This is a genomic window from Marinobacter gudaonensis, from assembly GCF_900115175.1.
Classification (GTDB): Bacteria; Pseudomonadota; Gammaproteobacteria; order Pseudomonadales; family Oleiphilaceae; genus Marinobacter; species Marinobacter gudaonensis.
Genome location: NZ_FOYV01000001.1, coordinates 2,749,184 through 2,772,428 on the forward strand (window position 1 = coordinate 2,749,184; position 23,245 = coordinate 2,772,428).

Annotated in this window: 19 protein-coding genes; 11 read left to right on the plus strand and 8 right to left on the minus strand. The window is 62.8% G+C overall.

Going from position 1 to position 23,245, the window contains the following annotated elements; genetic code table 11:
* Positions 1 to 286 precede the first annotated feature (286 nt).
* The 3 genes from rho to BM344_RS12395 all read left to right on the plus strand — a co-directional run bounded on the left by rho (position 287) and on the right by BM344_RS12395 (position 4,284).
* Positions 287 to 1,549, plus strand: coding sequence for a transcription termination factor Rho (gene rho / locus BM344_RS12385; RefSeq protein WP_091990291.1), 1,263 nt, complete (start codon positions 287 to 289; stop codon positions 1,547 to 1,549).
* A gap of 241 nt (positions 1,550 to 1,790) precedes the next feature.
* Entirely contained in the window at positions 1,791 to 3,278 is a 1,488-nt protein-coding gene (gene ubiD, locus BM344_RS12390) for a 4-hydroxy-3-polyprenylbenzoate decarboxylase (RefSeq protein WP_091990293.1), read from the plus strand.
* A 1-nt stretch (position 3,279) separates the two neighbouring features.
* Complete coding sequence (locus tag BM344_RS12395) at positions 3,280 to 4,284, plus strand: 2Fe-2S iron-sulfur cluster-binding protein (RefSeq protein WP_091990297.1); 1,005 nt, start codon at positions 3,280 to 3,282, stop codon at positions 4,282 to 4,284.
* A gap of 28 nt (positions 4,285 to 4,312) precedes the next feature.
* Here the strand turns inward: BM344_RS12395 and BM344_RS12400 are convergent, their stop codons facing one another.
* The 6 genes from BM344_RS12400 to BM344_RS12425 all read right to left on the minus strand — a co-directional run bounded on the left by BM344_RS12400 (position 4,313) and on the right by BM344_RS12425 (position 10,352).
* Positions 4,313 to 5,554 (minus strand): heme biosynthesis HemY N-terminal domain-containing protein, encoded by a 1,242-nt coding sequence (locus BM344_RS12400; RefSeq protein WP_091990300.1) that lies wholly within the window; start codon positions 5,552 to 5,554, stop codon positions 4,313 to 4,315.
* Entirely contained in the window at positions 5,551 to 6,669 is a 1,119-nt protein-coding gene (locus BM344_RS12405; protein WP_091990302.1) for a uroporphyrinogen-III C-methyltransferase, read from the minus strand. Before BM344_RS12405 ends, BM344_RS12400 begins: the two co-directional genes overlap by 4 nt.
* Positions 6,670 to 6,677: 8 nt before the next feature.
* Entirely contained in the window at positions 6,678 to 7,487 is an 810-nt protein-coding gene (locus tag BM344_RS12410) for a uroporphyrinogen-III synthase (protein WP_091990305.1), read from the minus strand.
* On the minus strand, positions 7,468 to 8,409 hold the full coding sequence (gene hemC, locus BM344_RS12415; protein ID WP_091990307.1) for a hydroxymethylbilane synthase: 942 nt from the start codon (positions 8,407 to 8,409) through the stop codon (positions 7,468 to 7,470). Before hemC ends, BM344_RS12410 begins: the two co-directional genes overlap by 20 nt.
* 106 nt (positions 8,410 to 8,515) lie before the next feature.
* Positions 8,516 to 9,265 (minus strand): LytR/AlgR family response regulator transcription factor, encoded by a 750-nt coding sequence (locus tag BM344_RS12420; RefSeq protein ID WP_091990310.1) that lies wholly within the window; start codon positions 9,263 to 9,265, stop codon positions 8,516 to 8,518.
* A complete protein-coding gene (locus tag BM344_RS12425) occupies positions 9,258 to 10,352 on the minus strand; it encodes a sensor histidine kinase (protein WP_091990312.1) in 1,095 nt (364 codons plus the stop codon). The genes BM344_RS12420 and BM344_RS12425 overlap by 8 nt, the downstream gene beginning before the upstream one ends.
* A gap of 119 nt (positions 10,353 to 10,471) precedes the next feature.
* On the opposite strand from BM344_RS12425, the gene argH reads away from it, so the two are divergent.
* Complete coding sequence (argH, locus tag BM344_RS12430) at positions 10,472 to 11,881, plus strand: argininosuccinate lyase (RefSeq protein ID WP_091990315.1); 1,410 nt, start codon at positions 10,472 to 10,474, stop codon at positions 11,879 to 11,881.
* A 12-nt stretch (positions 11,882 to 11,893) separates the two neighbouring features.
* Here argH and BM344_RS12435 read toward each other — a convergent pair whose 3' ends face one another.
* Positions 11,894 to 14,338: an EAL domain-containing protein gene (locus BM344_RS12435; protein ID WP_091990317.1), complete on the minus strand. Its 2,445-nt coding sequence runs from the start codon at positions 14,336 to 14,338 to the stop codon at positions 11,894 to 11,896.
* Between the two features lie 109 nt (positions 14,339 to 14,447).
* On the opposite strand from BM344_RS12435, the gene BM344_RS12440 reads away from it, so the two are divergent.
* From BM344_RS12440 to BM344_RS12470, 7 genes are all read left to right on the plus strand, one after another.
* Positions 14,448 to 17,303 carry a class I adenylate cyclase gene (locus tag BM344_RS12440; RefSeq protein ID WP_091990320.1) on the plus strand — a complete coding sequence of 952 codons (2,856 nt, stop codon included), beginning with the start codon at positions 14,448 to 14,450 and terminating at the stop codon, positions 17,301 to 17,303.
* Between the two features lie 62 nt (positions 17,304 to 17,365).
* Positions 17,366 to 17,533 (plus strand): LPS translocon maturation chaperone LptM, encoded by a 168-nt coding sequence (gene lptM / locus BM344_RS12445; protein ID WP_091990322.1) that lies wholly within the window; start codon positions 17,366 to 17,368, stop codon positions 17,531 to 17,533.
* A gap of 41 nt (positions 17,534 to 17,574) precedes the next feature.
* Positions 17,575 to 18,825 carry a diaminopimelate decarboxylase gene (gene lysA, locus BM344_RS12450; RefSeq protein WP_091990325.1) on the plus strand — a complete coding sequence of 417 codons (1,251 nt, stop codon included), beginning with the start codon at positions 17,575 to 17,577 and terminating at the stop codon, positions 18,823 to 18,825.
* Between the two features lie 14 nt (positions 18,826 to 18,839).
* A complete protein-coding gene (gene dapF / locus BM344_RS12455; protein ID WP_091991095.1) occupies positions 18,840 to 19,754 on the plus strand; it encodes a diaminopimelate epimerase in 915 nt (304 codons plus the stop codon).
* Between the two features lie 16 nt (positions 19,755 to 19,770).
* Positions 19,771 to 20,517, plus strand: coding sequence for a DUF484 family protein (locus BM344_RS12460; protein WP_091990328.1), 747 nt, complete (start codon positions 19,771 to 19,773; stop codon positions 20,515 to 20,517).
* A 1-nt stretch (position 20,518) separates the two neighbouring features.
* Positions 20,519 to 21,484 (plus strand): tyrosine recombinase XerC, encoded by a 966-nt coding sequence (xerC, locus tag BM344_RS12465; RefSeq protein WP_407656819.1) that lies wholly within the window; start codon positions 20,519 to 20,521, stop codon positions 21,482 to 21,484.
* Between the two features lie 60 nt (positions 21,485 to 21,544).
* Complete coding sequence (locus tag BM344_RS12470; protein ID WP_091990331.1) at positions 21,545 to 23,014, plus strand: GGDEF domain-containing protein; 1,470 nt, start codon at positions 21,545 to 21,547, stop codon at positions 23,012 to 23,014.
* Here BM344_RS12470 and BM344_RS12475 read toward each other — a convergent pair.
* Entirely contained in the window at positions 23,011 to 23,244 is a 234-nt protein-coding gene (locus tag BM344_RS12475) for a DUF2789 domain-containing protein (RefSeq protein ID WP_091990334.1), read from the minus strand. The genes BM344_RS12470 and BM344_RS12475 overlap by 4 nt on opposite strands.
* Position 23,245 lies beyond the last annotated feature (1 nt).

Genomic DNA, 23,245 nt, shown 5'->3' on the forward strand with positions numbered 1-23,245 from the left:
TAACCCATCAGGGGGAGGCCGGGGCCGCCGCGCGCAGGTCGGGACAAAATTGGCGTTAATTTGGACAGTGCACTTGACATTCGCCAGTCAGGTGGTCGATGATCCGTCATGCCCGGCGAACGGTTGTTCCCACTCTCTGGCTCCAGTACCCTAAATCCGGACTCCATCTTCACCGGTTGCTCCCACTGGCCAGCATCAAGTTCAGCGTTTATTTGATCAATTCGTTCAGGGGCGCCCCTGTCATTCCAATATTCGTTTACTTCCATTCCTGAAAATCCAACAAACTATGAATCTTACTGAACTCAAGCAGAAATCCGTGCCCGAATTGCTCGATATTGCGCAAGAAATGGGCCTCGATAACCTGGCTCGTTCGCGCAAGCAGGATGTGATCTTCACCATTCTGAAGAAGCATGCGAAAAGCGGCGAAGACATCTACGGTGACGGCGTACTGGAAATTCTGCAGGATGGTTTCGGCTTCCTCCGTTCCGCCGATGCCTCCTACCTGGCCGGTCCGGACGACATTTACGTTTCGCCCAGCCAGATCCGGCGATTCAACCTGCGTACCGGTGACACGGTCGCCGGCAAGATCCGTCCGCCGAAAGACGGCGAACGCTACTTCGCGCTGCTGAAAGTCAATGAAATCAATTTTGACAAGCCGGACAATGCGAAAAGCAAGATCCTCTTTGAGAACCTGACGCCGCTGTTCCCTCAGGAGCGGCTCTCCCTGGAAGCCGGTAACGGCAGCACCGAGGATCTCTCATCCCGCGTGCTGGATCTGGTGGCTCCCATCGGCAAGGGTCAGCGTGGCCTGATCGTATCCCCGCCCAAGGCCGGTAAAACGTTGTTGATGCAGGGCATTGCCCAGTCCATCACCCGCAACAATCCGGAGTGCCATGTGATGGTGCTGCTGATTGACGAGCGGCCGGAGGAAGTGACCGAGATGCAGCGCACGGTGCGCGGCGAAGTCATCGCCTCCACCTTCGACGAGCCGCCGGCCCGTCACGTCCAGGTGGCGGAAATGGTGATCGAGAAGGCCAAGCGCTTGGTGGAGCACAAGAAGGACGTTGTCATTCTGCTGGACTCCATCACCCGTCTGGCCCGGGCCTACAATACGGTGATACCGTCCTCTGGTAAGGTGCTCACTGGCGGTGTCGATGCCCACGCCCTGGAAAAGCCCAAGCGCTTCTTCGGTGCGGCCCGTAACGTGGAAGAGGGCGGTAGCCTGACCATTCTGGCCACGGCTCTGGTGAACACTGGCTCTAAGATGGACGAGGTGATTTACGAGGAGTTCAAGGGTACCGGTAACATGGAAGTGCACCTGGACCGCAAGATTGCGGAAAAGCGGGTGTACCCGGCCATCAACATTCGCAGCTCCGGCACCCGCCGTGAGGACCTGCTGATGTCCGAGGCGGATATCCAGCGCGTCTGGATCCTGCGCAAGCTTCTGCACTCCATGGAAGACGACACCGCGGCGCTGGAGTTCCTGCTCGACAAGCTCAAGGACACCAAGACCAACGACGAGTTCTTCCAGTCGATGAAGCGTCGTTGATGCTGCTTTAGCAACAGCGCCTCCGGGTTTGGGGGTGGGCAGAACCGGGGGTCGCCTCCCCGGACACGCCGTAAACCCATCCCCGGGGGCTCGGCATTGCCATCCCTGGCAATGCACGGTCCGGGGAGGCGACCTCCGGCTCTGCCTTCATACCCTGTGCGTGCACCTTGTTCTGAGCGACTGAAAGCGGTCCAGCGAACAGCGATCTCCGTAGTACTGGCATATCTGAACGGAGTAACCGATGAAATACAACGACCTGCGGGACTTCATCAACCAGCTGGAAAAGCTTGGTGAGCTCAAACGCATCCGCGTTGAAGTCGACCCCCATCTGGAAATGACCGAAATCTGCGACCGCACCCTGCGCGCAGGCGGCCCCGCGTTGTTGTTTGAGAATCCCAAGGGCTACGACATGCCGGTGTTGGCCAACCTGTTTGGTACGCCCAAGCGAGTGGCGCTGGGCATGGGGCAGGAGAATGTCACGGCGCTGCGGGACATTGGCAAGTTGCTGGCCTTTCTGAAGGAGCCGGATCCGCCCAAGGGGTTCCGCGATGCCATCGAGAAGCTGCCTCTGTTCCGGCAGGTGATGCGCATGAGCCCGAAGGTACTGCGTTCCGCGCCCTGCCAGGACGTGGTGATCGAAAAAGACCAGGTAGATCTGTACCAGATTCCCGTCCAGCACTGCTGGCCGGGGGATGCCGGGCCATTGGTGACCTGGCCGCTGGTGATTACCCGGGGGCCGAACAAGGAGCGTCAGAACCTGGGCATCTACCGGCAACAGGTAATCGGGCGCAATCGCCTGATCATGCGCTGGCTCAGTCACCGGGGTGGGGCGCTGGATTTCCAGGAATTCCAGAAGGCCAATCCCGGCAAGCCGTACCCGGTGGCGGTGGCCCTGGGGGCCGATCCGGCTACGATCCTGGGGGCGGTGACACCGGTACCGGACACCCTGTCGGAGTATGCGTTCGCCGGTTTGCTGCGGGGTGGCCGTACCGAGCTGGTGCAGTGTGGCCTCAGTGATCTGCAGGTGCCGGCCAGCGCCGAGATTGTCCTGGAGGGCTTTATCTACCCGGACGACGTCGCGCCCGAGGGGCCCTTTGGGGATCACACCGGTTATTACAACGAGGTGGATCATTTCCCGGTGTTTACCGTGGAGCGGATTACCCACCGCAAGGACCCCATTTACCACAGCACCTACACAGGTCGACCACCCGATGAGCCGGCGATTCTCGGGGTGGCCCTGAACGAGGTGTTCATTCCCATCCTGCAGAAGCAGTTCCCGGAAATTGTCGACTTCTACCTGCCGCCGGAAGGCTGTTCCTATCGCCTTGCAGTGGTGACCATGAAGAAACAGTACCCGGGCCATGCCAAGCGGGTGATGATGGGGGTATGGTCTTTCCTGCGGCAGTTCATGTACACCAAGTTCGTGATTGTTACCGATGACGACGTGAATGCCCGCAACTGGGAAGACGTGATCTGGGCGATCACCACCCGCATGGACCCGGTGCGCGACACCACGATGGTGGAGAATACGCCCATCGATTACCTGGATTTTGCCTCGCCGGTGTCCGGCCTTGGCTCCAAGATGGGTATGGACGCCACCAACAAATGGCCGGGGGAGACCAGCCGGGAATGGGGCGAGCCGATTACCATGACCGAGGAGGTCAAACAGCGGGTGGACAGCCTCTGGGATTCGCTGGGTATTGAAACTCCGCCTCGCCGCCCCGAGTGATATGACCAGAACAAGCCGGCGCGTCCGTCTCCTGCCATCAGGGCTGTGCTTTACGGCCGATGCAGAGATTGATCTGCTCAGCGCCGCCGCCAGGGCCGGCATCAAGGTGCCTGCGGCCTGTCGAAACGGGGTGTGTGAAATTTGTGAGGCCCGCCTGCTGGCCGGCCGGGCGCACAATACCCGAAACCAAAAGACCCTTGCGATTGGTGAGCGTTTGATGATGTGCCGAACCGTCGCGCTCACGGATCTGGAACTGGAGATATCCGCCGTTATGGCAGCTGGAAACAACAAGCCTGGCAAGTATCAGGCAAAGGTGGTGGATGTACGGTCCATCAGTCACGATGTTTATCGGGTTGAGCTGCAGCTTCCGCGACGCCGGGAGTTGTCGTTTCATGCCGGGCAGTACCTCTCAGTGAACCTGCCGGATGCTGACCCCTGCTATTTTTCCATCGCCAGCAGCCCGTCGGCCCAGAACATTGAACTGCACATTCAGGCCACGCCGGAGTGGATCTCGGCCCAGAAAGTCATCGATGCCCTCACCTCCGGTGGCGAAGTGACGGTGGAGCTGCCCCACGGCAAGGCCTGTCTGGCGTCGGTGCCGGCCAAGCCCCTGCTGTTGGTGGCCGCGGGGACGGGCTTTGCCCAGATGAAGAGTCTGGTGGACTACCTGCGGGAGACCTCGTTCAACCAGCCGGTCAAGCTTTACTGGGGTGTGCGCCGGCATGAGGACATGTATCTGCGCGCGCTGGCCCAGCAGTGGCAGGACGAGTGGCCTCCATTCAGCTTCCTGCCGGTGGTAGGCGACGACGAGGACAACGACTGGGGCGGACACCACGACCAGCTGGTGCGTGCCGTACTGGCCTCAGGAATGGACTGGAACAACGTTGAGGTGCACGCCAGCGGTTCCCCCACCATGGTCTACACCCTGCTGGATGCGCTGGTGGAGGCCGGCCTGCCCGAGCAGGCCTTCTTCTCGGACGTTCTGGAATACGCGCCCCGGGTCTGAGTCCGGCCCGGGCTAAACGCCCCGGGGATCAGGCCCGGGGCATCGGCAGTTCGGGCAGGCCATTGTCCCTGGCAAGGCCCTGCATCATCAGCTTGATGCTGGTTTCCTCTTCGCCCATGTGGGCGTTCAGCCGACTCAGCTCGGCCAATGCCTCCCGGCTGCGCTTCAGCCGGAGGCTGGTTTCGAAGTATTCCTTCGCCTTGCCCCAGAGCTCATTACGCAGGCTCAGGCGGCCAAGCGCCAGCAACAGTTCCGGATTGTTGGGACGGTCCTTCAGCCACTGCTCGGCCAGCAGCAGCTGTTCATCAGGCTTCTGGCCCTGGACCCGTCCGTAGAGGTTGATCAGCTCGTCGCTCCAGTGATTACGCAGCACTTTGCGCAGCAGGGTTTCGGTTTGCACTTCATCCCCCAGGCTGGCCAGCAGGCGAGCGTAATCCCGGATGGTGTATTCGTCACGGCGCAGGAAACCCGGGAGCTCGTCCCACAGGCGGGTCAGGGGCTCCAGGGAGGCGTCGGGATCCTGCTGCTGTCTGCGCCGGCAATCTTCGGCGGCCCACTCCAGCAGGTTGTGCCACACCTGCCGCTCCAGAGTGTTCAGTTCGGCTTCCGGCAGGACGTTGCGCTTGCGCAGTTCCGGCAGCAGCTTCGACAGTTCCCGCCAGTCCTCAAGGCGCAGATAGGTGTTTTTCAGCAGCTTCAGCACGAACGGGTGATGGGGGGACTGTTTGCGCAGGCGAACCAGCGTGGCCAGGGCCTGTTCCAGGCGGTTGCCGGCCAACTGAAGCTGGGCCTGGGTGATACCCACGGCAAGATCGGAGCCGGGTGTGCTGTCGAATGCCTTGCGCAGCAACTCATCCACCGCGTCGTGATCGCCGGACTCGAACGCCGCCTGGGCGGCGGCCAGGTAATTGATCAGCGGCGTATCGGCGTGACTCGCGGAGGATGTCAGCAGCTTTCGTGCCCGTGGCCAGTTGCCCTCGGCCAGCGCCAGCAGGCCCTGGGTGGTGCGGCGGCGCGCCCGGCGTTCATTGCTCCGGGCGATCCAGCCCGCCACCAGCCCGGTGCTGGCCCTTAGCCGTCGAATCAGGTTGATCAGTAGAACGGACAGCACCACCAGGGCGATCAGCAGTCCCAGGCCGATCCAGAAATTGGTTTCGATGAGGTAGTGGCCCAGGCTGATGCGGATGTAGCCAAGATCGTACTGCAGACCGAGCGAGAGGCCGGTGCCGATCAGCAGTGCCAGCAGGACGATCAGCAGAAGGCGGATCATGACTCATCGCCCCCCTGGCCACTGGCGTTGCTGGTGCTGCCATCGGACGTGGCATTCAGGCGTCCGGCCAGTCGTTCCTTGAGCAAGTCCAGGGACTGGCTGATGTCCGGCAGCTCCGGGTCGACGTTCTTGGCAGCCAGTTCGGCCAGGGAGTCGGAGAGTGCCGATACCCGCGGATGACTGACATCGTACCATTCGTCGATCGCCGAGCGTGCCTTCGCCAGAGCCCGTTCATAAAGCGCCTGGTTGCCGCGAAGTACCGCCAGTTCGGCTTCCTCCAGCATCAGTTGGAGGTTGAGGCGGGCGTAGGCGCTCTGGTCGGGCGACAGCAGTGGCTTGACCTTCTCATCCAGCCTGCGGACCACCACCACCTGCTTGAGCGTGGATTTTACCTCGCTCCAGGCTTCGGTCAGTGCGTTACCGGCACCGGTGTTGCCGGCGTCACTGCTCTGGTCGCCGGCCATGAACCCTGGGGCGTTCTCACTGATCAGGGCCTGGTCAGTCAGTTGGTGAATGCTGTCGATAGCGGCTTCCAATTGCAGGTACAGGCCGGTCCGGTCAACACCGGCAATACCCTTGAGCGCAAGAATTTCCTTTGCCAGCTGCTGACGTACCGGGTACACACCGATATCGTCAGACTCTGCCAGTACCTCGTCGGCAGCTTGCAGGGCCGACAGCGCGCCGCGGATATCCTTTTCGATCATCAGGCGCTGGTTGGCAATGCGCAGCAAATACTCGGCCTCGGCCAGCAGCCAGTCGGTGCGGGTGCGGTTACCGGCCTCCAGCAGTTCGCGGGCGTTGTGATCGATCTGGCGCTGCTGGGTAGCAATCAGTTCGCGCTGGCTGGCCAGCTTCTCTTCCAGCGCCTGCAGGCGCTGGTTCTGCTGGCTGCCACGATCACCGTACAGATCCTCCAGCTGGGCCGTGTCCTGCCGCAGGTCCTGCAGCGTCTGCATCACCGCCTGGTGATTGTTCCACTGCTGCCAGCTCCACAATGCCAGGGCGACAGCGATGATCAGGGAGAGTAGGGCGACCAGCCATAGGGGCCAGAGTTTCTGACGGGCCGGCGTTTCCTTGGAAACGGGTACGGGCAGTTGATTCGTTGTCTCTGTCACGGGCGTCCTTACTTGGCTTTTCCGGAGCCACCGTCCCGGCCGGCAAGTTGCGCTGCAACTGTGGCCACGATGTCGTTATCGGCAAGGCTTCCTGGTATACACGGATTTTCGAATCCCGCCGTGCGAGCCTGTTCGGCGACCCGATCTGCGGGAACAATCAATAACCTATCGTATAGATTATGGCCGTAATTCGCACACAGTGCGATGAGATTGTTCAAGGTTTCGCCCGACAGGGCGACGATGGCCTCCGGGGCAAAGTCGTTCAGGGTTGCGCGCAGAAGCTCGGGCGAGTGCCCCGCCGGCAGGCGTCGATACAGCGGAAGCGCGGTCACCCGGGCGCCTCGCGCCTCCAGTGTCTCGCGGATCAGTTCGCGGCCGGTGTCGCCCCGGGCCAGCAGGACCTTTTCGCCTTCCAGGTGGTTCAGGGAGGGCAGGGCAAGCAGGGCCTCGCTGGTCCAGCCTTTGAGAGGCCGGCGCGGGCTCAGGCCGTGCTCGGCAAGCACCGCGGCGGTTCCTGCACCCACACCGTACCAGCGGATGCCAACGGGAATCTGGGGCCACCAGGTGTCGATGGCGTCCAGCAACAGGCGAGCGGCATACGGGCTGACGGCGATGACGTGGGAGAACTCATCAAGACTCAGGATGAGAGTGCGGCGCTCGGGTGTTTCCGGCAGCGGCTGCCGGTCGATCATCGGCAGTACCCGAACCTCGGCGCCGACATTGCGGAACCGGCGCGCCAGACGTGACGCCTCCGGTTCGGGCCGGCAAACCAGGATTCGCCGGCCGCTCAGGTCCGGCTCAGGTGGGCGTGTGGCCATAGATTTCTGCCAGCACCCTGTCGGCGCCCAGTGCCAGCAGGTCCTCTGCCAGCTCCCGGCCCAGGCGCTCGCCCTCGGCTCGCGGTGCGCGGCCTTCAACCCGGAAAATCTGGCTTCCGTCCACGGCCCCGACCAGCCCCCGCAGCCAGATTGTGTCGTTATCCTCAAGCAAGGCATAGGCGGCAATGGGCACCTGGCAGCCGCCTTCCAGTCGCCGGTTCAGGGCCCGTTCAGCCCTGACCCGATCGGAGGTGTCCTTGTGGTTCAACGGCTCGAGCATGGCCAGCAGCTCGTGGTCGCTCACCCGGCATTCAATGCCCAGGGCGCCCTGGCCCACGGCCGGTAGAGATACGGTATCCGGCAGGCAGTAGCGGATGCGGTCGTGAAAGCCCAGGCGTTTCAGGCCCGAACTGGCCAGTACGATGGCGTCGTATTCGCCGGCGTCCAGCTTGGCGAGGCGGGTATTGACGTTGCCACGCAGCACGCGAATCTGAAGGTCTGGTCGATAGGCCCGTAGCTGTGCCTCCCGGCGCAGGCTGGCGGTGCCAACCACGGCACCCTCGGGCAGGGCATCGACGTTATCGAACCGGTTGCTGACAAACGCGTCGGTGGGATCCTCGCGCTCGCAGATGGCGACCAGGCCGAGCCCCTCCGGAAACTCCATGGGCACATCCTTCATCGAGTGCACCGCCAGGTCGGCCCGACCATCGAGCATGGCTTCTTCCAGCTCTTTCACGAACAGGCCCTTGCCGCCGATCTTGGCCAGGGGAACGTCCAGGATCTTGTCGCCCTGGGTCTTGATCTTGACCAGCTCCACGCTGACGTTGTCGTGCAGTCTTTCCAGTTCTGCCTTGATGAACTCCGCCTGCCACAGCGCCAGCGCGCTGCTGCGGGTTGCAATGCGTAGGGTACGTTTGGACATCACACTCACAGTCGGTTCGGAAAATGTCCGCCAAGGTTACCTTGTGGCGGTCCAAATGTCCCGTGGTGAAGCCATGCCCGGCGGCTAACCGGCCCACTCCATGGAATCAGCCGGGCTGGTGTTCCTGAAGCCACTGGCGCACGCTGCTGGCGTGCCTGCGGCTGACCGGCAGTTCGCCCCGGTTTTCCTTGAGGTGGATCAGGTTGTGGCCGTCTGGCGTCCGTCGCAGTCCCTCGATAAAGCGCACGCCCACCAGGGTGTGCCTGTGGGTCCGCAGCAGGAATTCGGGGTAACTGTTTTCCAGTTCCTTCAGCGTGTAATCACACACAGTGTCGCCACGGGTGTGGTGGATGGTGACGTACTTCTGGTCGGCCTCGCAGTAGAGAATTTCCGACAGGTCGATCAGAACAGTGCCACGATGGGTTCGCACGGCCAGTTGCTCCACCTGGTGGCCCGACTGGCCATTCAGCATCTGCAACTGGACCCGGTTGACCCTGCCGGCCCGTGCCAGGGCGTCGGCCAGGGCCTCCCGGCGAACCGGCTTCAGCAGGTAGGCGATGGCCTGCACATCGAACGCCTGGATGGCGTAATGGTCGTAGGCGGTGCAGAAGATCAGGGCCGGGGGGTTGGGCAGTTGGCTCAGACGGCTGGCCGCTTCCATGCCGTCCATGCCGGGCATGCGGATGTCCAGCAACAGGATGTCGGGCTCCAGCTCGGCGACCTGCCGGAGGGTGCTATCGCCATCGACGGCCTCGCCGCACACACGGTACCCGGGGATGGCGTCCACCAGCCGGCGGATCCGCTCCCGGGCGAGGGGTTCGTCATCGGCGATCAGGACGCTGCGGGTCTCAGTCATCGCAGGGCTCGCTCTTCGTTGTATCGGTGCTGCGCTGGGTGCGCCAGTCCGCCCTTGCTGGCGGCGGTGCGCTGACCTTCTGGCGCGGCAGCCGCAGGGTAACGGTGTAAATGCCGTCATGGTGGCTGTGTTTCAGCACCGCGGGTTCACCGAACAGGGCCTGGAGACGGGCCTGAATGTTGGTCAGAGCCATTCGGTTGCCCTGGTGCTGTCGGTAGCCGTGGTCCGGCTTGGGGTTCTGTACCAGAAGGTAGATAAACTTGCCCTTGCTCTGGACCTCAATGCGGACGGTACCGCCTTCCGGCCGCGGCTGGATGCCATGGTAGATGGCGTTTTCCACCAGCGGCTGCAGGGTCAGGGGCGGAATGGCCTGCTGCTCCAGGCCAGCTTCGATCTGCCATTCCAGCCGGAGCCGGTCACCCAGTCGCAGGCTTTCGATGTCCAGGTAACGATGGCAAAGTTCCAGCTCCCGTGACAGGGGGATCAGTTGATCAACGCTTTGGAGGCTGGCGCGGAACAGTTCCGAGAGGTCCAGAACGGCGTCTTCCGCCCGTTCCGGGTTGACGGCGATCAGGCTGGCGATGGTGTTCATGCTGTTGAACAGGAAGTGCGGCTGTATCCGGGCCTGGAGGGCGGCCAGGTTGGCCTGCATCTCGGCCTCACGCTGTTGTTGCCACTGGTGCTGCAGGTAGAAGTAACGCAACACCATCAGCACGATCAGCAGCGCCAGCAGGAGTTTCTTGGCCACACCCTGCCAGGCGGCCACACCGCCCACCGGATGCAGCACGCTGTCGGCAAACAGGCTGAAGGCCAGCACATCCAGCAGCACGATCGCCACGATGGTAAAGGTGGCCCAGGACACCCGCATACGCGCCAGGCGTGCCCGGAGCAGGCAGATCAGCGCGGCGCTGGTCAGCGTGGTCCATTGCACGAACAGGGACAGTAGCCCGAAGTAGTTCCAGTCGATCCAGCCGCGCTCGGCCTGCACGATCGACAGCACCAGCACCAGCAGTTCGCTGGTGACCAGCAACAGGAAGACGGCCCGCACCCGGCACAGATCCGGTACGAAGAAGTCGTTCGTGGTCACGCTGTTGTCCCTGTTACGGGATGTCTCCTTAACCGGGGTCAGAATGGTATACTCCCGCCACGTTCAATGTACCCAGTTCCCGCCAGATGATGCCGGGCTGTCAGCAGGAAAGATAGACCATGACGGATCAGAAAAAGTCTGACCAGACCACAAGCTCTGAAAAACCCTGGGGCGGACGCTTCAGCGAGCCCACCGATGCGTTTGTTGAGAAATTTACCGCATCGGTCGGTTTTGATCAGCGTCTGTACCACCACGACATCACCGGATCCATCGCCCACGCCACCATGCTGGCCGAGGTCGGGGTACTCACCAACGGGGAGCGGGACCAGATTATTGAGGGCCTGAAGGGCGTCAAGGCGGACATCGAGTCAGGTAACTTCCAGTGGTCGGTGAGCCTGGAAGACGTGCACATGAACATCGAGGCGCGCCTCACGGACCGTATCGGCATCACCGGCAAGAAGCTGCACACCGGCCGCAGCCGCAACGACCAGGTGGCCACCGACATCCGCCTGTACCTGCGCGACGAGATCGACGTGATTGCCGAGGAGCTCCGCCGTCTCAAGGCCGGTCTGCTGGATCTGGCCGAGCGCGAAGCGGACACCATCATGCCCGGTTTTACCCACCTTCAGACCGCCCAGCCGGTGACCTTCGGGCACCACCTGCTGGCCTGGTACGAAATGCTGGTGCGCGACGCCGAGCGCCTGCAGGACTGCCGCAAGCGGGTCAATGTGATGCCCCTGGGCGCCGCTGCCCTGGCCGGCACCACCTATCCGATCGATCGCGAAATGACCGCGAAACTGCTGGGTTTTGATCGGCCGACCGAAAACAGCCTGGATTCGGTCAGTGATCGGGACTTCGCCATCGAATTCTGCAGCTTTGCCGCGCTGCTGATGACACACCTCTCCCGGTTCAGTGAGGAGCTGGTGCTCTGGACTTCCGCCCAGTTTGATTTCATCGATCTGCCGGACCGCTTCTGCACCGGCTCGTCGATCATGCCCCAGAAAAAGAACCCGGACGTGCCGGAGCTGGTGCGCGGCAAGACCGGCCGCGTGAACGGTCACCTGATCAGCCTGCTGACCCTGATGAAGAGCCAGCCGCTGGCTTATAACAAGGACAACCAGGAAGACAAGGAACCGCTGTTCGATACTGTGGATACCGTCAAGGGCTGCCTCAAGGCCTACGCCGACATGATCCCGGCCATCCGTTCCAAGGCTGACAACATGCGGGTGGCCGCGAAGAGGGGCTTCTCCACCGCCACCGACCTGGCGGATTACCTGGTCAAGAAAGGCGTGCCGTTCCGGGATGCCCACGAAATTGTTGGCAAGTCCGTAGCGTTCGGCGTGGCCGAGGGCCGGGATCTGTCCGACATGACCCTGGAAGAGCTGCAGCAGTTCTCCGATCATATCGGCGAAGACGTCTTCGATGTGCTGACCCTTGAAGGGTCGGTCCAGGCCCGGAACCACCTTGGCGGCACGGCACCGGAACAGGTGAGGGCTGCCGTTGCCCGGGCGCGCAGCCTACTGGGCTGACCAGCCCGGAATCTACCCGCCGATCCGCCCGGTGGCGAGGTCTACCGCCGCCGGGGTCAGTTCTGCCAGGGGCTGCGGGCGACACAGCCGGTACCCCTGGCCGTAGTGGATGCCCAGGGTCCGTACCTTGCGCAGGGCGTCGTCGCTCTCGATAAAGGTGGCCACCGTCACCTTGCCGGCGGCCTCGGCAATCCGGTGCAGGGCTTCGAGCATCACCTGCTGCACCGGGTCGTCCTCCAGGTGCTGAACCATGCGCCGGTCCAGTTTGATGATGTCCACAGGCAACCGGGCGGCCAGGCTATAGCTCTCGACCGACGCACCCGCGCCGTCCAGGGCTACCCGGAATCCCGCCTTGTGCAAGGCATCGCACAGTACCGCCACGTCATCGGGATACTGGGTGGCGTGGGCCTCGCGGATTTCCAGGCAGAAACAGTCGGGTGCGAACGGCGACCCGCTCAGGGCACTGGCCATGAACTCTGCAAAGGTGTCATCCAGTACGCTGGCCAGCGACAGGTTGAAGCCACAGTATTTGAGCCTCGGCTCCAGCAGCGGCTGGCGGCCAAGCCACTCCAGGGTCTGGCGGATGACCTGCCGGTCGAGGCGTTTGGCGAGATCGAAACGCTCGGCAATAGGTAGGAAATCCTGGGGCATGAGTACCTCATCGGTGTCGCTGGTGGCCGGTATCCGGCACAGGATCTCGATGTGGTCACCCCAGGTCGGGCTGGCCACGGGGCGCATGGCCTGGTATTCCAGAATCAGGTTGTGGCTGTCCAGAGCCTCTCGCATCTGCGCCACCCGCTCATTGGCAACGGCGTCGTTGGTATGGCGGGCCAGGGCCCTGGCGGTGTGCACCCGGTTTCGGCCAGAGGTCTTGGCGGTATGGCACAGATCTGCCGCCTGGGCGAGCAGCTGTTCCGGGTCCGTGGGTACATCCTGATCCATGATCAGCAGGCCCCCCGAGGCAGTCGTGCTGAGCTTGTGGCCCTGCCAGTCGAAAACGAAGTCGCCAATCAGCTCGAGGGTCTCCTCGGCGATCGCCCGCGCCCGGGGTTCGGGGCAGTTCTCGATCAGCAACGCAAAGGTGTCGCCGGCGAGGCGCGCCAGGGCATCACGTTGCCGGACCCGAATACCCAGGTTGCCCGCCAACTCACGCAGATACCGGTCACAGGTGCCGCTTCCGGCCTGCTCGTTGAAACGCTCAAAATTATCGAGATCCAGGTACAGAAGGCTGTCACACGATGCCCGGTGCGCTTTCTGTTCGAGGGTTCTGAGCAACCGCGCCACCAGTTCCCGCCGGTTCATCAGACCGGTTACCGGATCATGACGGAGTCGATAGTCGTCGCTGGCCCCCTGGTTGGCGCGCGGCTCCACCGGCCGGGCCACGTGAACCGCGCCGGTGATCTCCCCGAGGTCACCAAGCAGTCGCTGGTAGTGAAATTCGTACACCGGCAATGGCCTGGCTTGCTGGGCCATGGGCATCTCCAGCACAAAGCTGTCCCGTTCGAAGGCCCGATGCCAGAGCCGCTCCATCATTCTGCGTTCGTTCGGAAAAGACGCCAGCAGACGGCTGAGATTGGCGCCGAGGGCGGGCTCCACGCCAAAGGTTTCCTGGAACTGCGTGGCCCAGGCGGAATTGAAATGAGTCAGGTTGAACGCCGCATCCACCGCAACCACCAGGTCCCGGCTTGCGCTGCTGATGGCCGACAGTATCCGGTCTGCCTGCCGGCGGACGCGGTCCAGCTGCATCCGGGCGGTCTTGTCCACCAGAGTGCCCCCCAACCGGGTCGTGCGGCCGCTGGCTTTGAGGGCTCGGCAGCTCAGACTGACACGGCGCGGGTTCTGGCGGGATGTCAGAATGTCGAGATCGAGGGAAAATCCCTGGCCGGTCCGGATGCATCGACGAAACAGGGCGCGCACTCTTGCCTGTCCGGTCTGGCAGTAGAACAACGCCTGCTCCGGAGTGATTCCAGTGCCCGGGCGCAGTTCCAGAAGATGGAACATCCCTTCGGACCAGGTCATCTGATTGGTCTCGGTGTCGAGCTCCCAGAGCCCGAAACCGGCGGCGGATTCCGCCGACCGGAGCAAGCGCGCGTCCCGGCCGGGGGTGTCACTGAGGGCGATCGTCGCGCTGGCCGCGTTGTCGGCATCACGCATTTCCAGTCGGAGATTGAGGCTGGCGGTGTAGAAAAAACCCTCTTTGTGACGGAAGGTGACCAGTACGGTCTGGCCACGCTCGATCCGGTGGCGATTGGCGGGCGCGAACGGGTCATCCTCGCGGGACGCCAGGATCCGGTGCACTGACTGGCCTTCCAGGTCGCCGCTGTCGTAACCGAGGATCGCCTCGGCGTGGTGGTCTGCGAACAGGATCCTGCCTTCGTCGTCAATGCGAAGAACGGTGCTGCGTTCAACAGTCGGAGAAGTATCCGGCCGATACCGGCGAATGATGAACTCTTTCACGAGCGGCGAGCCTCGGGGGTTCAGTAACTTTTATTTTTCTTCGGGTTTTGCAACGATGCCCACATCATACGCATACTGATTGCGAAAGGAACCTCTCGCCGGAGCCATCTTGACCGCCCACGCCGCCCCGATTTCCCTCGACTTTGAGGAGGGAATAGATCGCAAGACCCTGCGTCGTCTGAGGGACCGGTTCCTTCTGGTCAATCAGCAGCGCTGGAATCGCGCCCATTCGGCGCTGTCCTATCGCCAGCAGAGTGTCCTGGAAATCCTGCCTCTGGTGTTTCACCTCAATCACCCGGCGCTGCCTGGCTACCTGGACGGCGATTGCCCCTACGGTCTGGTGAACTACACGCCGACGGCGGCCACACTCCATGCCGCACGCCGGCTGGCCCGGACGTTCAGTCTGAAAGATGAGGGCAAGCGTCGCCCCGACCTCGACGCCATGTTCCTGATGGGGAGCCCCGGCACCCTCGGCCACTCGGTGGCCAGTGACCTCGATGTGTGGCTGTGTCACCGCAGCGATCTGCCGGAGCGGGGCATCCGTTGTCTTGAGCGTAAGGCCGAACGGCTGTCCCGATGGGCGGAGTCGCTGGGTGTGGAGCTGCACGTGTTCGTCTTCTGCGCCGCCGACTGGCGGGCCGGTCGGGAGCGGGTGGAAGTGACGGGCGAAAATTGCGGAAGCGCCCAGCACTACCTCTTGCTGGACGAGTTCTATCGTACCGGCATTCACCTGGCCGGTGCCTGGCCCATGTGGTGGCTGGTGCCGGCGGAGCAGGAGGCCAACTACCAGCAGTGTCTGCGCACCCTGGTGGATTACCGGTTTGTGAAGGCCTCCGAGTACATCGATTTCGGGCCTGTACCGTCGATCCCTGAAGCCGAGTTCCTCGGCGCCGGGGTCTGGCAGCTGTACAAGGGCATCGATGCGCCCTGGAAGTCGATTCTGAAGCTGCTGCTGATCGAGTGCTATGCCCGCACCGTTGATCAGCCGCTGTTGTCGGCTGAATTCAAGCGGGCCATTTACCGGGGGGAAACCCATGCCGACCGCCTGGATCCCTACGTCATGCTCTACGAAAGGCTGGCGGGCTGGCTGTCGGGCCCGGAATCAGGCGCGCGCATCGATCTGGTTCGCCGGAGCCTGTACCTGAAAGCCGGTCTGCCACTGACCCGGGCGGAGGGATCGCCGGACCAGTGGCGGGCCGGCCTGCTGAGGCGCCTGGTGGCCGAGTGGGGCTGGGCCGAAGATCAGCTGCTGGAGCTGGACGAGCGTCAGCGCTGGCGTGCCGAGCAGGTCACCGCCCTTCGCCGCACTGTGGTTGCCGAATTGACCCACAGCTACCGGTTGTTGTCGAAGATGGCCCGAAACCACGGTCAGCGTGCCGCGATCAGTGACAGTGATATCAATCTGTTGGGTCGCAAGCTGTATGCCGCCTTCCAGCGCAAGGCCGGCAAGATCGAGCAGATCAATCCCGGGCTGGCGCCTTCCCTGGCGGAAGAGAATCTGGCCTTTCATCACCAGTCGGAGCAGGGTGGCGCCGGCGAGGGTTGGCTGCTCTACCGGGATCTGGAGGATCCGGCCGATGCCTTCTGGAAACCGGTGATTCGCCGCTCCGGCAACCTGGCCGAACTGATGGTGTGGTGCTACTGCAATGGTTTGCTGAACCGGGCAACCCGGCTGAACGTTCGCGCCGGCCCTACCGTGGCTTCGGTGAGTGAGCTGCGGGAAATGCTGGACGCCCTTGCCAGCTTCCTGTCGTTTCCCATTGCTCCGGCCGATCGGGACGCTCTGTCGCGGGGTGTGCGTCCGATCCGTCACCTGTTGCTGGTTAATGTCGGCATCGATCCGCAGGCGCACCTTACTGAAAAAGGCTTGCACAAGCTCAGCGCTCGCCACGATTCCCTGGGTTTTAGCGGCGGCCGTGAAAACCTGGTGGTCAGCATCGACCAGATTACCTTCAACAGCTGGCATGAGGTGAGTCTGCAACACTATGCAGCGGGCGATACTCTGATCCAGTGCCTGAAGAATGTACTGGCGTCAGCGGCTGCAAACCCGGCCGAGCTACCGGAGGTTCAGGTGCACTGTCACAACCGGGGCCACGGCCCGGCCATTGCCCGGCGGGTTCAGGAACTGTTTGCCGACGTGCTCCGGCCGTTTTTTGCCGGTGGCGCCGGTCCGCACTCTCTGCGTTACGTGATTGAAATGGACCGACGCTTTTTTGTGTTGCAGTTCAACGGGCTGGAGCCGGGGTTCATTGTATTGGACAGCCTCGCCGCTTTAATGACGCACCTCGCGCTGCCCCAGGAGCGATACCTGCCCGTGGTGTTTGATCGCCATGCCCTGCTTGAGGAGCCGGCCTTGCGGGCAGTGTGCCAGGCCAGCGAGCCGGACAGCATCCAGGTCTTTTTCCGTGTGTCCGGTGAACGGACCCGGTTCTGGGTGGTGGATGAACTGGGCTCGGTGTTCAGCTGGGAACAGCCGATGAACAGCCGACGCCACCTGCTGGTGCCGGTGCTCAGGTTCCTGGACAACCTGATCGAGCGTCGGATGCTGCGGCAAACCGATTCCACCGGCGTGATTGCCGGCGTCCAGTGCTATGAGGTGGTGCGGCGCGAGGACGGCTGGCGCGCGGAGCGCCGCAATGAGTCCGATTCCGGTGCGCCCCTGCCGGGCCTGGAGGTTCAGGCGGTGGGCATCCAGGAAGGTGACAGCCGGCTCAGATTCGACATCTTCTGTGGTGCCCAGGAGTTTACGGTACAGGAATACGGTGACCAGCTGATTCCCGCCGTCGCCCATTACATCCGATCGCTGCGGCGAAGCGACGAGCACTACCCGGTGTATCTCACCGATGTGCACCTGCCCCACGATCTGGACCCTCGGGTGTACCAACAGGACATCCAGACCAGCCAGTATCTGTATTACCGGTCGTTTCTCGAGGACGCCCTCAACCGTCACCTGGAGCGCCTCTGACCTCGCCGGGCAGGGTCGGTGTCAGGTATACTGCCGCCATAACGAACTCAGGGGTAGCAGGAATGCGTATGTCGACTCTGCCGATCGCACTGCTGGTGCTGGCGGTTTTGCTCAGCGGGTGTGGCCAGAAGGGGCCGCTGTACCGGGAATCCCCCGGTGTTGAGGCGCCAACCCGGGCCGAAACCGTTGATGATCGGCAGCAAGACGACGGCGCGAATGCCCGCGATTAGTGGTACCGATCTGCTACTCCGCAAGACCAACCAGGAAACCCATGGATCATTTCAATTACCGTGACGGTGAGCTGTTCGCCGAAGACGTCCCTGTCGCCGACATTGCCCGACAGTTTGGCACGCCGGCCTATGTCTATTCCCGTGCCACCCTCGAGCGCCACTATCGGGCCTACGACGAGGCTCTGAAGGATCGTCCCCATCTGGTGTGTTATGCGGTCAAGGCCAACAGCAACCTGGCGGTGCTCAACGTGCTGGCCCGGCTGGGATCCGGGTTCGATATTGTCTCGGCCGGCGAGCTGGAGCGGGTCCTCCGGGCGGGTGGCGACCCCGGCAAGGTGGTGTTCTCCGGCGTTGGCAAGCAGGAATGGGAAATGCGGCGGGCCCTTGAGGTCGGGGTGCGTTGCTTCAACGTGGAATCCGACACCGAACTGGATCGTCTGAATGCCGTGGCCGGCGAGCTTGGCGTGAAGGCCCCTGTGTCCTTGCGGGTGAATCCGGACGTGGACGCGGGCACCCACCCCTATATTTCCACCGGTTTGAAAGAGAACAAGTTCGGCATCGACATCGCGGAGGCGCCGGAGGTGTATGCCCGAGCAGCCGGCTTGCCCAACCTGGAGGTCAAGGGTGTGGATTGTCATATCGGTTCCCAGCTCACCAGTGTGTCCCCGTTCCTGGATGCCCTGGACCGGGTGCTGGCCCTGATTGACGATCTTGCCGACCGGGGCATCCAGATCCGCCACCTGGACATGGGGGGCGGGCTCGGCGTTACCTACAACCAGGAGCAGCCACCGCAACCCTCCGATTATGTCCGGGCACTGTCCGAGCGCCTGGGTGAACGGTCGCTTGAGCTGATTCTCGAGCCTGGTCGCTCCATTGCCGCCAATGCCGGCATCCTGGTGACCCGGGTCGAGTTCCTCAAGTGTACTGACCACCGTAACTTCGCCATCATTGATGCCGCCATGAACGACCTGATCCGCCCGGCCCTTTACAGCGCCTGGCAGGCGATCATTCCCGTCCGGCCGCACCAGGACGGTGACGAGAGAGCCTGGGACCTGGTGGGCCCTGTCTGCGAAACGGGCGACTTTCTGGGCAAGGACCGGCGTCTGCGCCTGAAGGCCGGGGATCTTCTTGCGGTGCGGTCGGCCGGCGCCTATGGCTTTGTGATGAGTTCCAACTACAACACCCGGAACCGGCCCCCGGAACTGATGGTGGATGGTGATCAGGTGCACGTGGTGCGTCGGCGTGAAACCCTCGAGGATCAGCTCGGCCCCGAGAGCTGTCTGCCGGAATGAGCGGGAACCAGGACATGAGTCAGCAGCGCCGCAGCCAGGGCCCGACACTGCGTTTCACCAAGATGCACGGTCTGGGCAATGATTTCATGGTGGTGGATGCCATCAGCCAGCCGTTCCGTCTGCGCCCGGAGATGATTCGCGAACTGGCCAACCGGAATTTCGGCATTGGTTTCGACCAGTTGCTGGTGGTAGAGCCTCCGGGTCTGCCCGATGTGGATTTCCGCTACCGGATCTTCAACGCTGACGGCTCGGAAGTGGAACAGTGCGGCAACGGGGCCCGCTGTTTCGCCCGCTTTGTCCGCGACCAGCGCCTGACCAACAAGAAGGTTATCCGGGTCCAGACCGCCAAGGGCGTGATCGAACTGCGGGCGGGCCGGGAAGGCATGGTCACCGTGAACATGGGGATCCCCGAGTTCAATCCGCCGGCCATTCCGTTTGCCGCCGATCGCCGCAAGGACGTCTACACGGTGGATGTGGATGGCCAGACCGTGGAGCTCAGCGCTGTGTCCATGGGCAATCCCCACGGCGTTCTGCTGGTTGATAACGTGGATACCGCTCCGGTGGAAACCCTGGGGCCTCTCCTGGAAAGGCACCCGCGCTTTCCGGCCCGTGCGAACATCGGCTTTCTGCAGATCCTGGATCGCTCCCATGCCCGGCTCCGGGTGTTTGAGCGCGGTTCCGGCGAGACCCTGGCCTGTGGCAGTGGCGCCTGTGCGGCGGTCGTTGTCGGCTGCGTAAGGGGGTTGCTGGATGCCCGCGTAGAGGTGGAGCTGCGTGGCGGCAAGCTGGTGATCGAATGGCAGGGCGAGGGGTCCCCTGTTATGATGGAAGGGCCTGCAACCAGCGTCTTTGAAGGGCAGTTAAGGCTGCCGGGCGACTCTGGTGGTCGCCGCCGGAAGAGCGGCCGCCCCCATAAACAACGGTCCTGACAGCCAGGAGTACACGATGACAGAACAAACGGCCCGCAAGAAGGCCGGTGAGCTCAGCCGGGAAGAAGTGGCTGACTACCTGCGCGCCAACCCCGATTTCTTTGTTGACCAGGACGAGCTTCTGCGCAGCCTGACCCTGCCCCATGACAGCGGGCGCGCGATTTCACTGGTGGAGCGGCAGGTGCACCTGTTCCGGGAACAGCGGGATACCCTGCGGAGGGAGCTGGTGGAGCTGGTCTCTATCGCCCGCCACAACGACCGGTTGTTCGAAAAGAGCAAGCGCCTGCTGATGCAGGTGATCGAGGCCCGAACCCTGAATGACATGGCCGCGGCCATTGATGACAGCATTCGCGGGGATTTCGGCCTGGACGCAGCCTCGGTACTGCTGTTCACCGACAACGAGCTGCCGGAAGCCTCCCAGGGGGCGCTGCACGTGGTCAGCCCGGCGGTTGCCCGGGAGCGCCTGGGCAGCCTGCTGGACGGCGAGCGTGCAGTATGTGGCCAGTTCCGGGAAAGCGAGCGACAGTTCCTGTTTCCGGATCGTGAGGAGCCAATCGCGTCCGTTGCCCTGGTGCCTCTGCGTCACGACAGCCTGGTGGGCGTGTTTGCCGTTGGCAGTTGCCAGCAGGGTTATTTCGACCAGAGCATGGGGTCTCTGTTCCTGAGTTACATCAGCGATACCCTCAGTCGACTGCTGCCGCCGATGGTCCAGCGCCACACCGCGGCGGTTCCGGTCACCGAGATGGTGACGGAGTCTCGCTGAGGTGTCCGACAGCCCGGCAGCCCCTCTGCCCGATGCGCTGTCACAACCGATTGCCGCGTTTATCCGGCATCTGGCGTCGGAAAAGCGTCATTCTCCGAGAACCTGCGACAGTTACCAGCGGGACCTGCTGCGCCTGGCCGGTTGGATGTTTGAGCGGAATCTCGGCCGTTGGCAGGGCCTGACCAACCACGAGCTCCGTCGCTATGTGGCCACCCTGAGCCGGGACGGGCTCGCCGGTCGAAGCATCGCACGGCACCTGTCCGCCACGCGCCGCTTCTACCAGTTTCTGCTACGCGAGAAGCTCGCCTCTGACAATCCGGCTCTGGATATCCGTGCGCCCAAAAGTGGCCGCCCCCTGCCAAAGGTGGCCGACGTGGATCAGCTCAACCATCTGCTTGATAGCCAACCGGATGATCCCCTCGAAATCCGTGATCTGTGCATGTTTGAGCTGATGTACTCTTCGGGGCTGCGACTGGCGGAACTGGCCGGACTTGATCTGCATCGTATCGATCTCAAGGGCGGTGAAGTCCGGGTGCTGGGTAAGGGCAGCAAAGAGCGGCTGTTGCCCGTGGGCTCCAAAGCGCTGGCCGCTTTGCGCGCCTGGCTGCCGCACCGGGCATCGTTGGCCAGTGATGGCGAGCCGGCACTGTTTGTCAGTCAGCGCGGCCAGAGACTCAGCCACCGCAGTATTCAGGCGCGGTTGAACCGCTGGGGCATCATTCACGGTGCAGATCAGAGACTGCACCCACACCTGCTTCGACATTCTTTTGCCAGCCACATGTTGGAATCCAGTGGTGACCTTCGAGCCGTACAAGAGTTGTTGGGTCATGCCGATATCGCCACGACCCAGGTGTATACCCACCTGGATTTTCAGCATTTGGCACGGGTTTATGACCAGAGTCACCCCAGGGCCCGGCGAGGCGGGTATCATGGCAACACCACCGAAGATGACAGCCCGAGCCGCTAGCCGGTCGCTGTGAGGCTTCAATACAGAGATTTGAACTACAGGGATTGACGGGAGCGCTCCATGACAACGGATCCGTCCTGGAAGGAAAAATACCTCCAGGAACTCGACGCGGCAGACCATCGGGAAAAACAATGGAAAGCGGAGCGCAATACCCTGGAGCGCATGCTGGTCAGAACCAGCCTGGCCTCCGAAGGCCAGACGCCGGAGCTGGACAAATTGCTGGCCCGGGTGCGCCAGGATCTCCGGAAAGGGCGGGTGGATGTGGACGCCTGGAAGGAACTGCAGGACCAGATTGACCGGCAGGTGGCTCTGCTGGATGAGCGACAGTCGGCCGGTCAGGAACGACGTTCGTTGTTTTCACGCCGGTCACCGGCTCCAGAACCGGCGGCTCCGACATTACAGGAAGCACCGCCAGCCACAGCGCCCGGCGACAGCCAGGACATCGAGGACAACATCCAGCGCTTGCGCATTGCCCGGCGAGTGGGTCAGCTGCTCGGTCAGATGCTGACGCAGGTGGCTCTGGAGCCGGCGGCTGAGGCCCGGGCGCGGTCATTGCAGCAGTCCCTTCTGGTCAGTAACGACTGGGACGAGTTGCGGGAGGGACTGAACCATGTCGCCGAGCTGGTGATCGCCGCTGTCACCCGGAGCAAGCGTGAGTTCGAGGCCTTCCTCAAGCGACTGGATGAGCGGCTCAATGTGCTGCGGGAGCATTTCGCCACCCAGTCCTCGGCCCAGACCGGCAGACTCCAGGCCTCTGAACATCTCGACAGAGAGATCCGCGAAGAGATCGAGAGAGTGGGCCAGAAACTGTCTGAAAGCGATGATCTGGCCGATCTCAAGCACTCCGTTACCCGTCATCTGGAATCCATTGGCGAGGCCGTCAGTCGTTTCCGTAGCCAGGAAACGGAGCGTGAGCGCATGCTTTCGGAACAGCTGGAGACCATGCAGCAGCGGGTTGCCGCCATGGAAGCTAATTCCGAGCAGATGCAGGAAGAGGTTCGCCGGGAACGTCTGCGGGCGATGACCGATCTGCTCACCGAACTGCCCAACCGGGAGGCCTGGCAAGAGCGGCTGGCGTTCGAATACAATCGCTGGCAGCGCTACGGCCACCCGCTGACGGTGGGGGTGCTGGATATCGATCTGTTCAAGCGGGTGAACGACAGCTATGGCCACAAGGCGGGCGACCGGGTATTACAGCTGGTCGCCCGGGAATTCCGGGAGCGCCTGCGTAACACCGATTTTGTCGCCCGTTTCGGGGGAGAGGAGTTTGTGCTGTTGTTCCCTGAGACCGGGCCCGACGACGCCCGGCAGGTATTGGATGAACTCAGGGAGCACGTAGGCCGCCTGCCGTTCCATTTCCGGGGTGAGCCGGTTACTGTAACGTTCTCCGCCGGTCTGGCCGGGCTGGTGTCGGGAGACACCGAGGAGTCGGTGTTCGACCGCGCCGACCGCGCCCTTTACCAGGCCAAGGACGACGGTCGAAACCGGGTAGCCGTCAGCAGTGACGAGGGTACGGGCGCCGGGGACTAGTGGCGCATCAGGGCATCCAGCTCGTCAATGACCTCGGCCCAGTCGCTATCGTCCTCCAGTCCCTCCTCAAGGAAATGGGACTGGGCTTCTGACCAGAAAGGCGCATCCTGCAGCGCTATGTCGGGTGGCAGCGGTGAATGGCGTGCCACAAAGGTCTCAATGCTTTTCGCGTCGGAAGCCAGGCCCAACTGTTCAAACAGCGTGCTGAGGTTGTGTTTGCTGGTGTCCATG

What these genes read in the sequence shown, in the direction of transcription:
- BM344_RS12460 (WP_091990328.1), top strand. Translation starts at nt 19,771, where the DNA reads ATGACAGAACAAACGGCCCGCAAGAAGGCCGGTGAGCTCAGCCGGGAA.
- argH (WP_091990315.1), top strand. Translation starts at nt 10,472, where the DNA reads ATGACGGATCAGAAAAAGTCTGACCAGACCACAAGCTCTGAAAAACCC.
- BM344_RS12470 (WP_091990331.1), top strand. Translation starts at nt 21,545, where the DNA reads ATGACAACGGATCCGTCCTGGAAGGAAAAATACCTCCAGGAACTCGAC.
- lptM (WP_091990322.1), top strand. Translation starts at nt 17,366, where the DNA reads ATGCGTATGTCGACTCTGCCGATCGCACTGCTGGTGCTGGCGGTTTTG.
- hemC (WP_091990307.1), bottom strand. Translation starts at nt 8,409, where the DNA reads ATGTCCAAACGTACCCTACGCATTGCAACCCGCAGCAGCGCGCTGGCG.
- dapF (WP_091991095.1), top strand. Translation starts at nt 18,840, where the DNA reads ATGAGTCAGCAGCGCCGCAGCCAGGGCCCGACACTGCGTTTCACCAAG.
- BM344_RS12475 (WP_091990334.1), bottom strand. Translation starts at nt 23,244, where the DNA reads ATGGACACCAGCAAACACAACCTCAGCACGCTGTTTGAACAGTTGGGC.
- BM344_RS12400 (WP_091990300.1), bottom strand. Translation starts at nt 5,554, where the DNA reads ATGATCCGCCTTCTGCTGATCGTCCTGCTGGCACTGCTGATCGGCACC.
- lysA (WP_091990325.1), top strand. Translation starts at nt 17,575, where the DNA reads ATGGATCATTTCAATTACCGTGACGGTGAGCTGTTCGCCGAAGACGTC.
- rho (WP_091990291.1), top strand. Translation starts at nt 287, where the DNA reads ATGAATCTTACTGAACTCAAGCAGAAATCCGTGCCCGAATTGCTCGAT.
- BM344_RS12395 (WP_091990297.1), top strand. Translation starts at nt 3,280, where the DNA reads ATGACCAGAACAAGCCGGCGCGTCCGTCTCCTGCCATCAGGGCTGTGC.
- BM344_RS12420 (WP_091990310.1), bottom strand. Translation starts at nt 9,265, where the DNA reads ATGACTGAGACCCGCAGCGTCCTGATCGCCGATGACGAACCCCTCGCC.
- ubiD (WP_091990293.1), top strand. Translation starts at nt 1,791, where the DNA reads ATGAAATACAACGACCTGCGGGACTTCATCAACCAGCTGGAAAAGCTT.
- BM344_RS12410 (WP_091990305.1), bottom strand. Translation starts at nt 7,487, where the DNA reads ATGGCCACACGCCCACCTGAGCCGGACCTGAGCGGCCGGCGAATCCTG.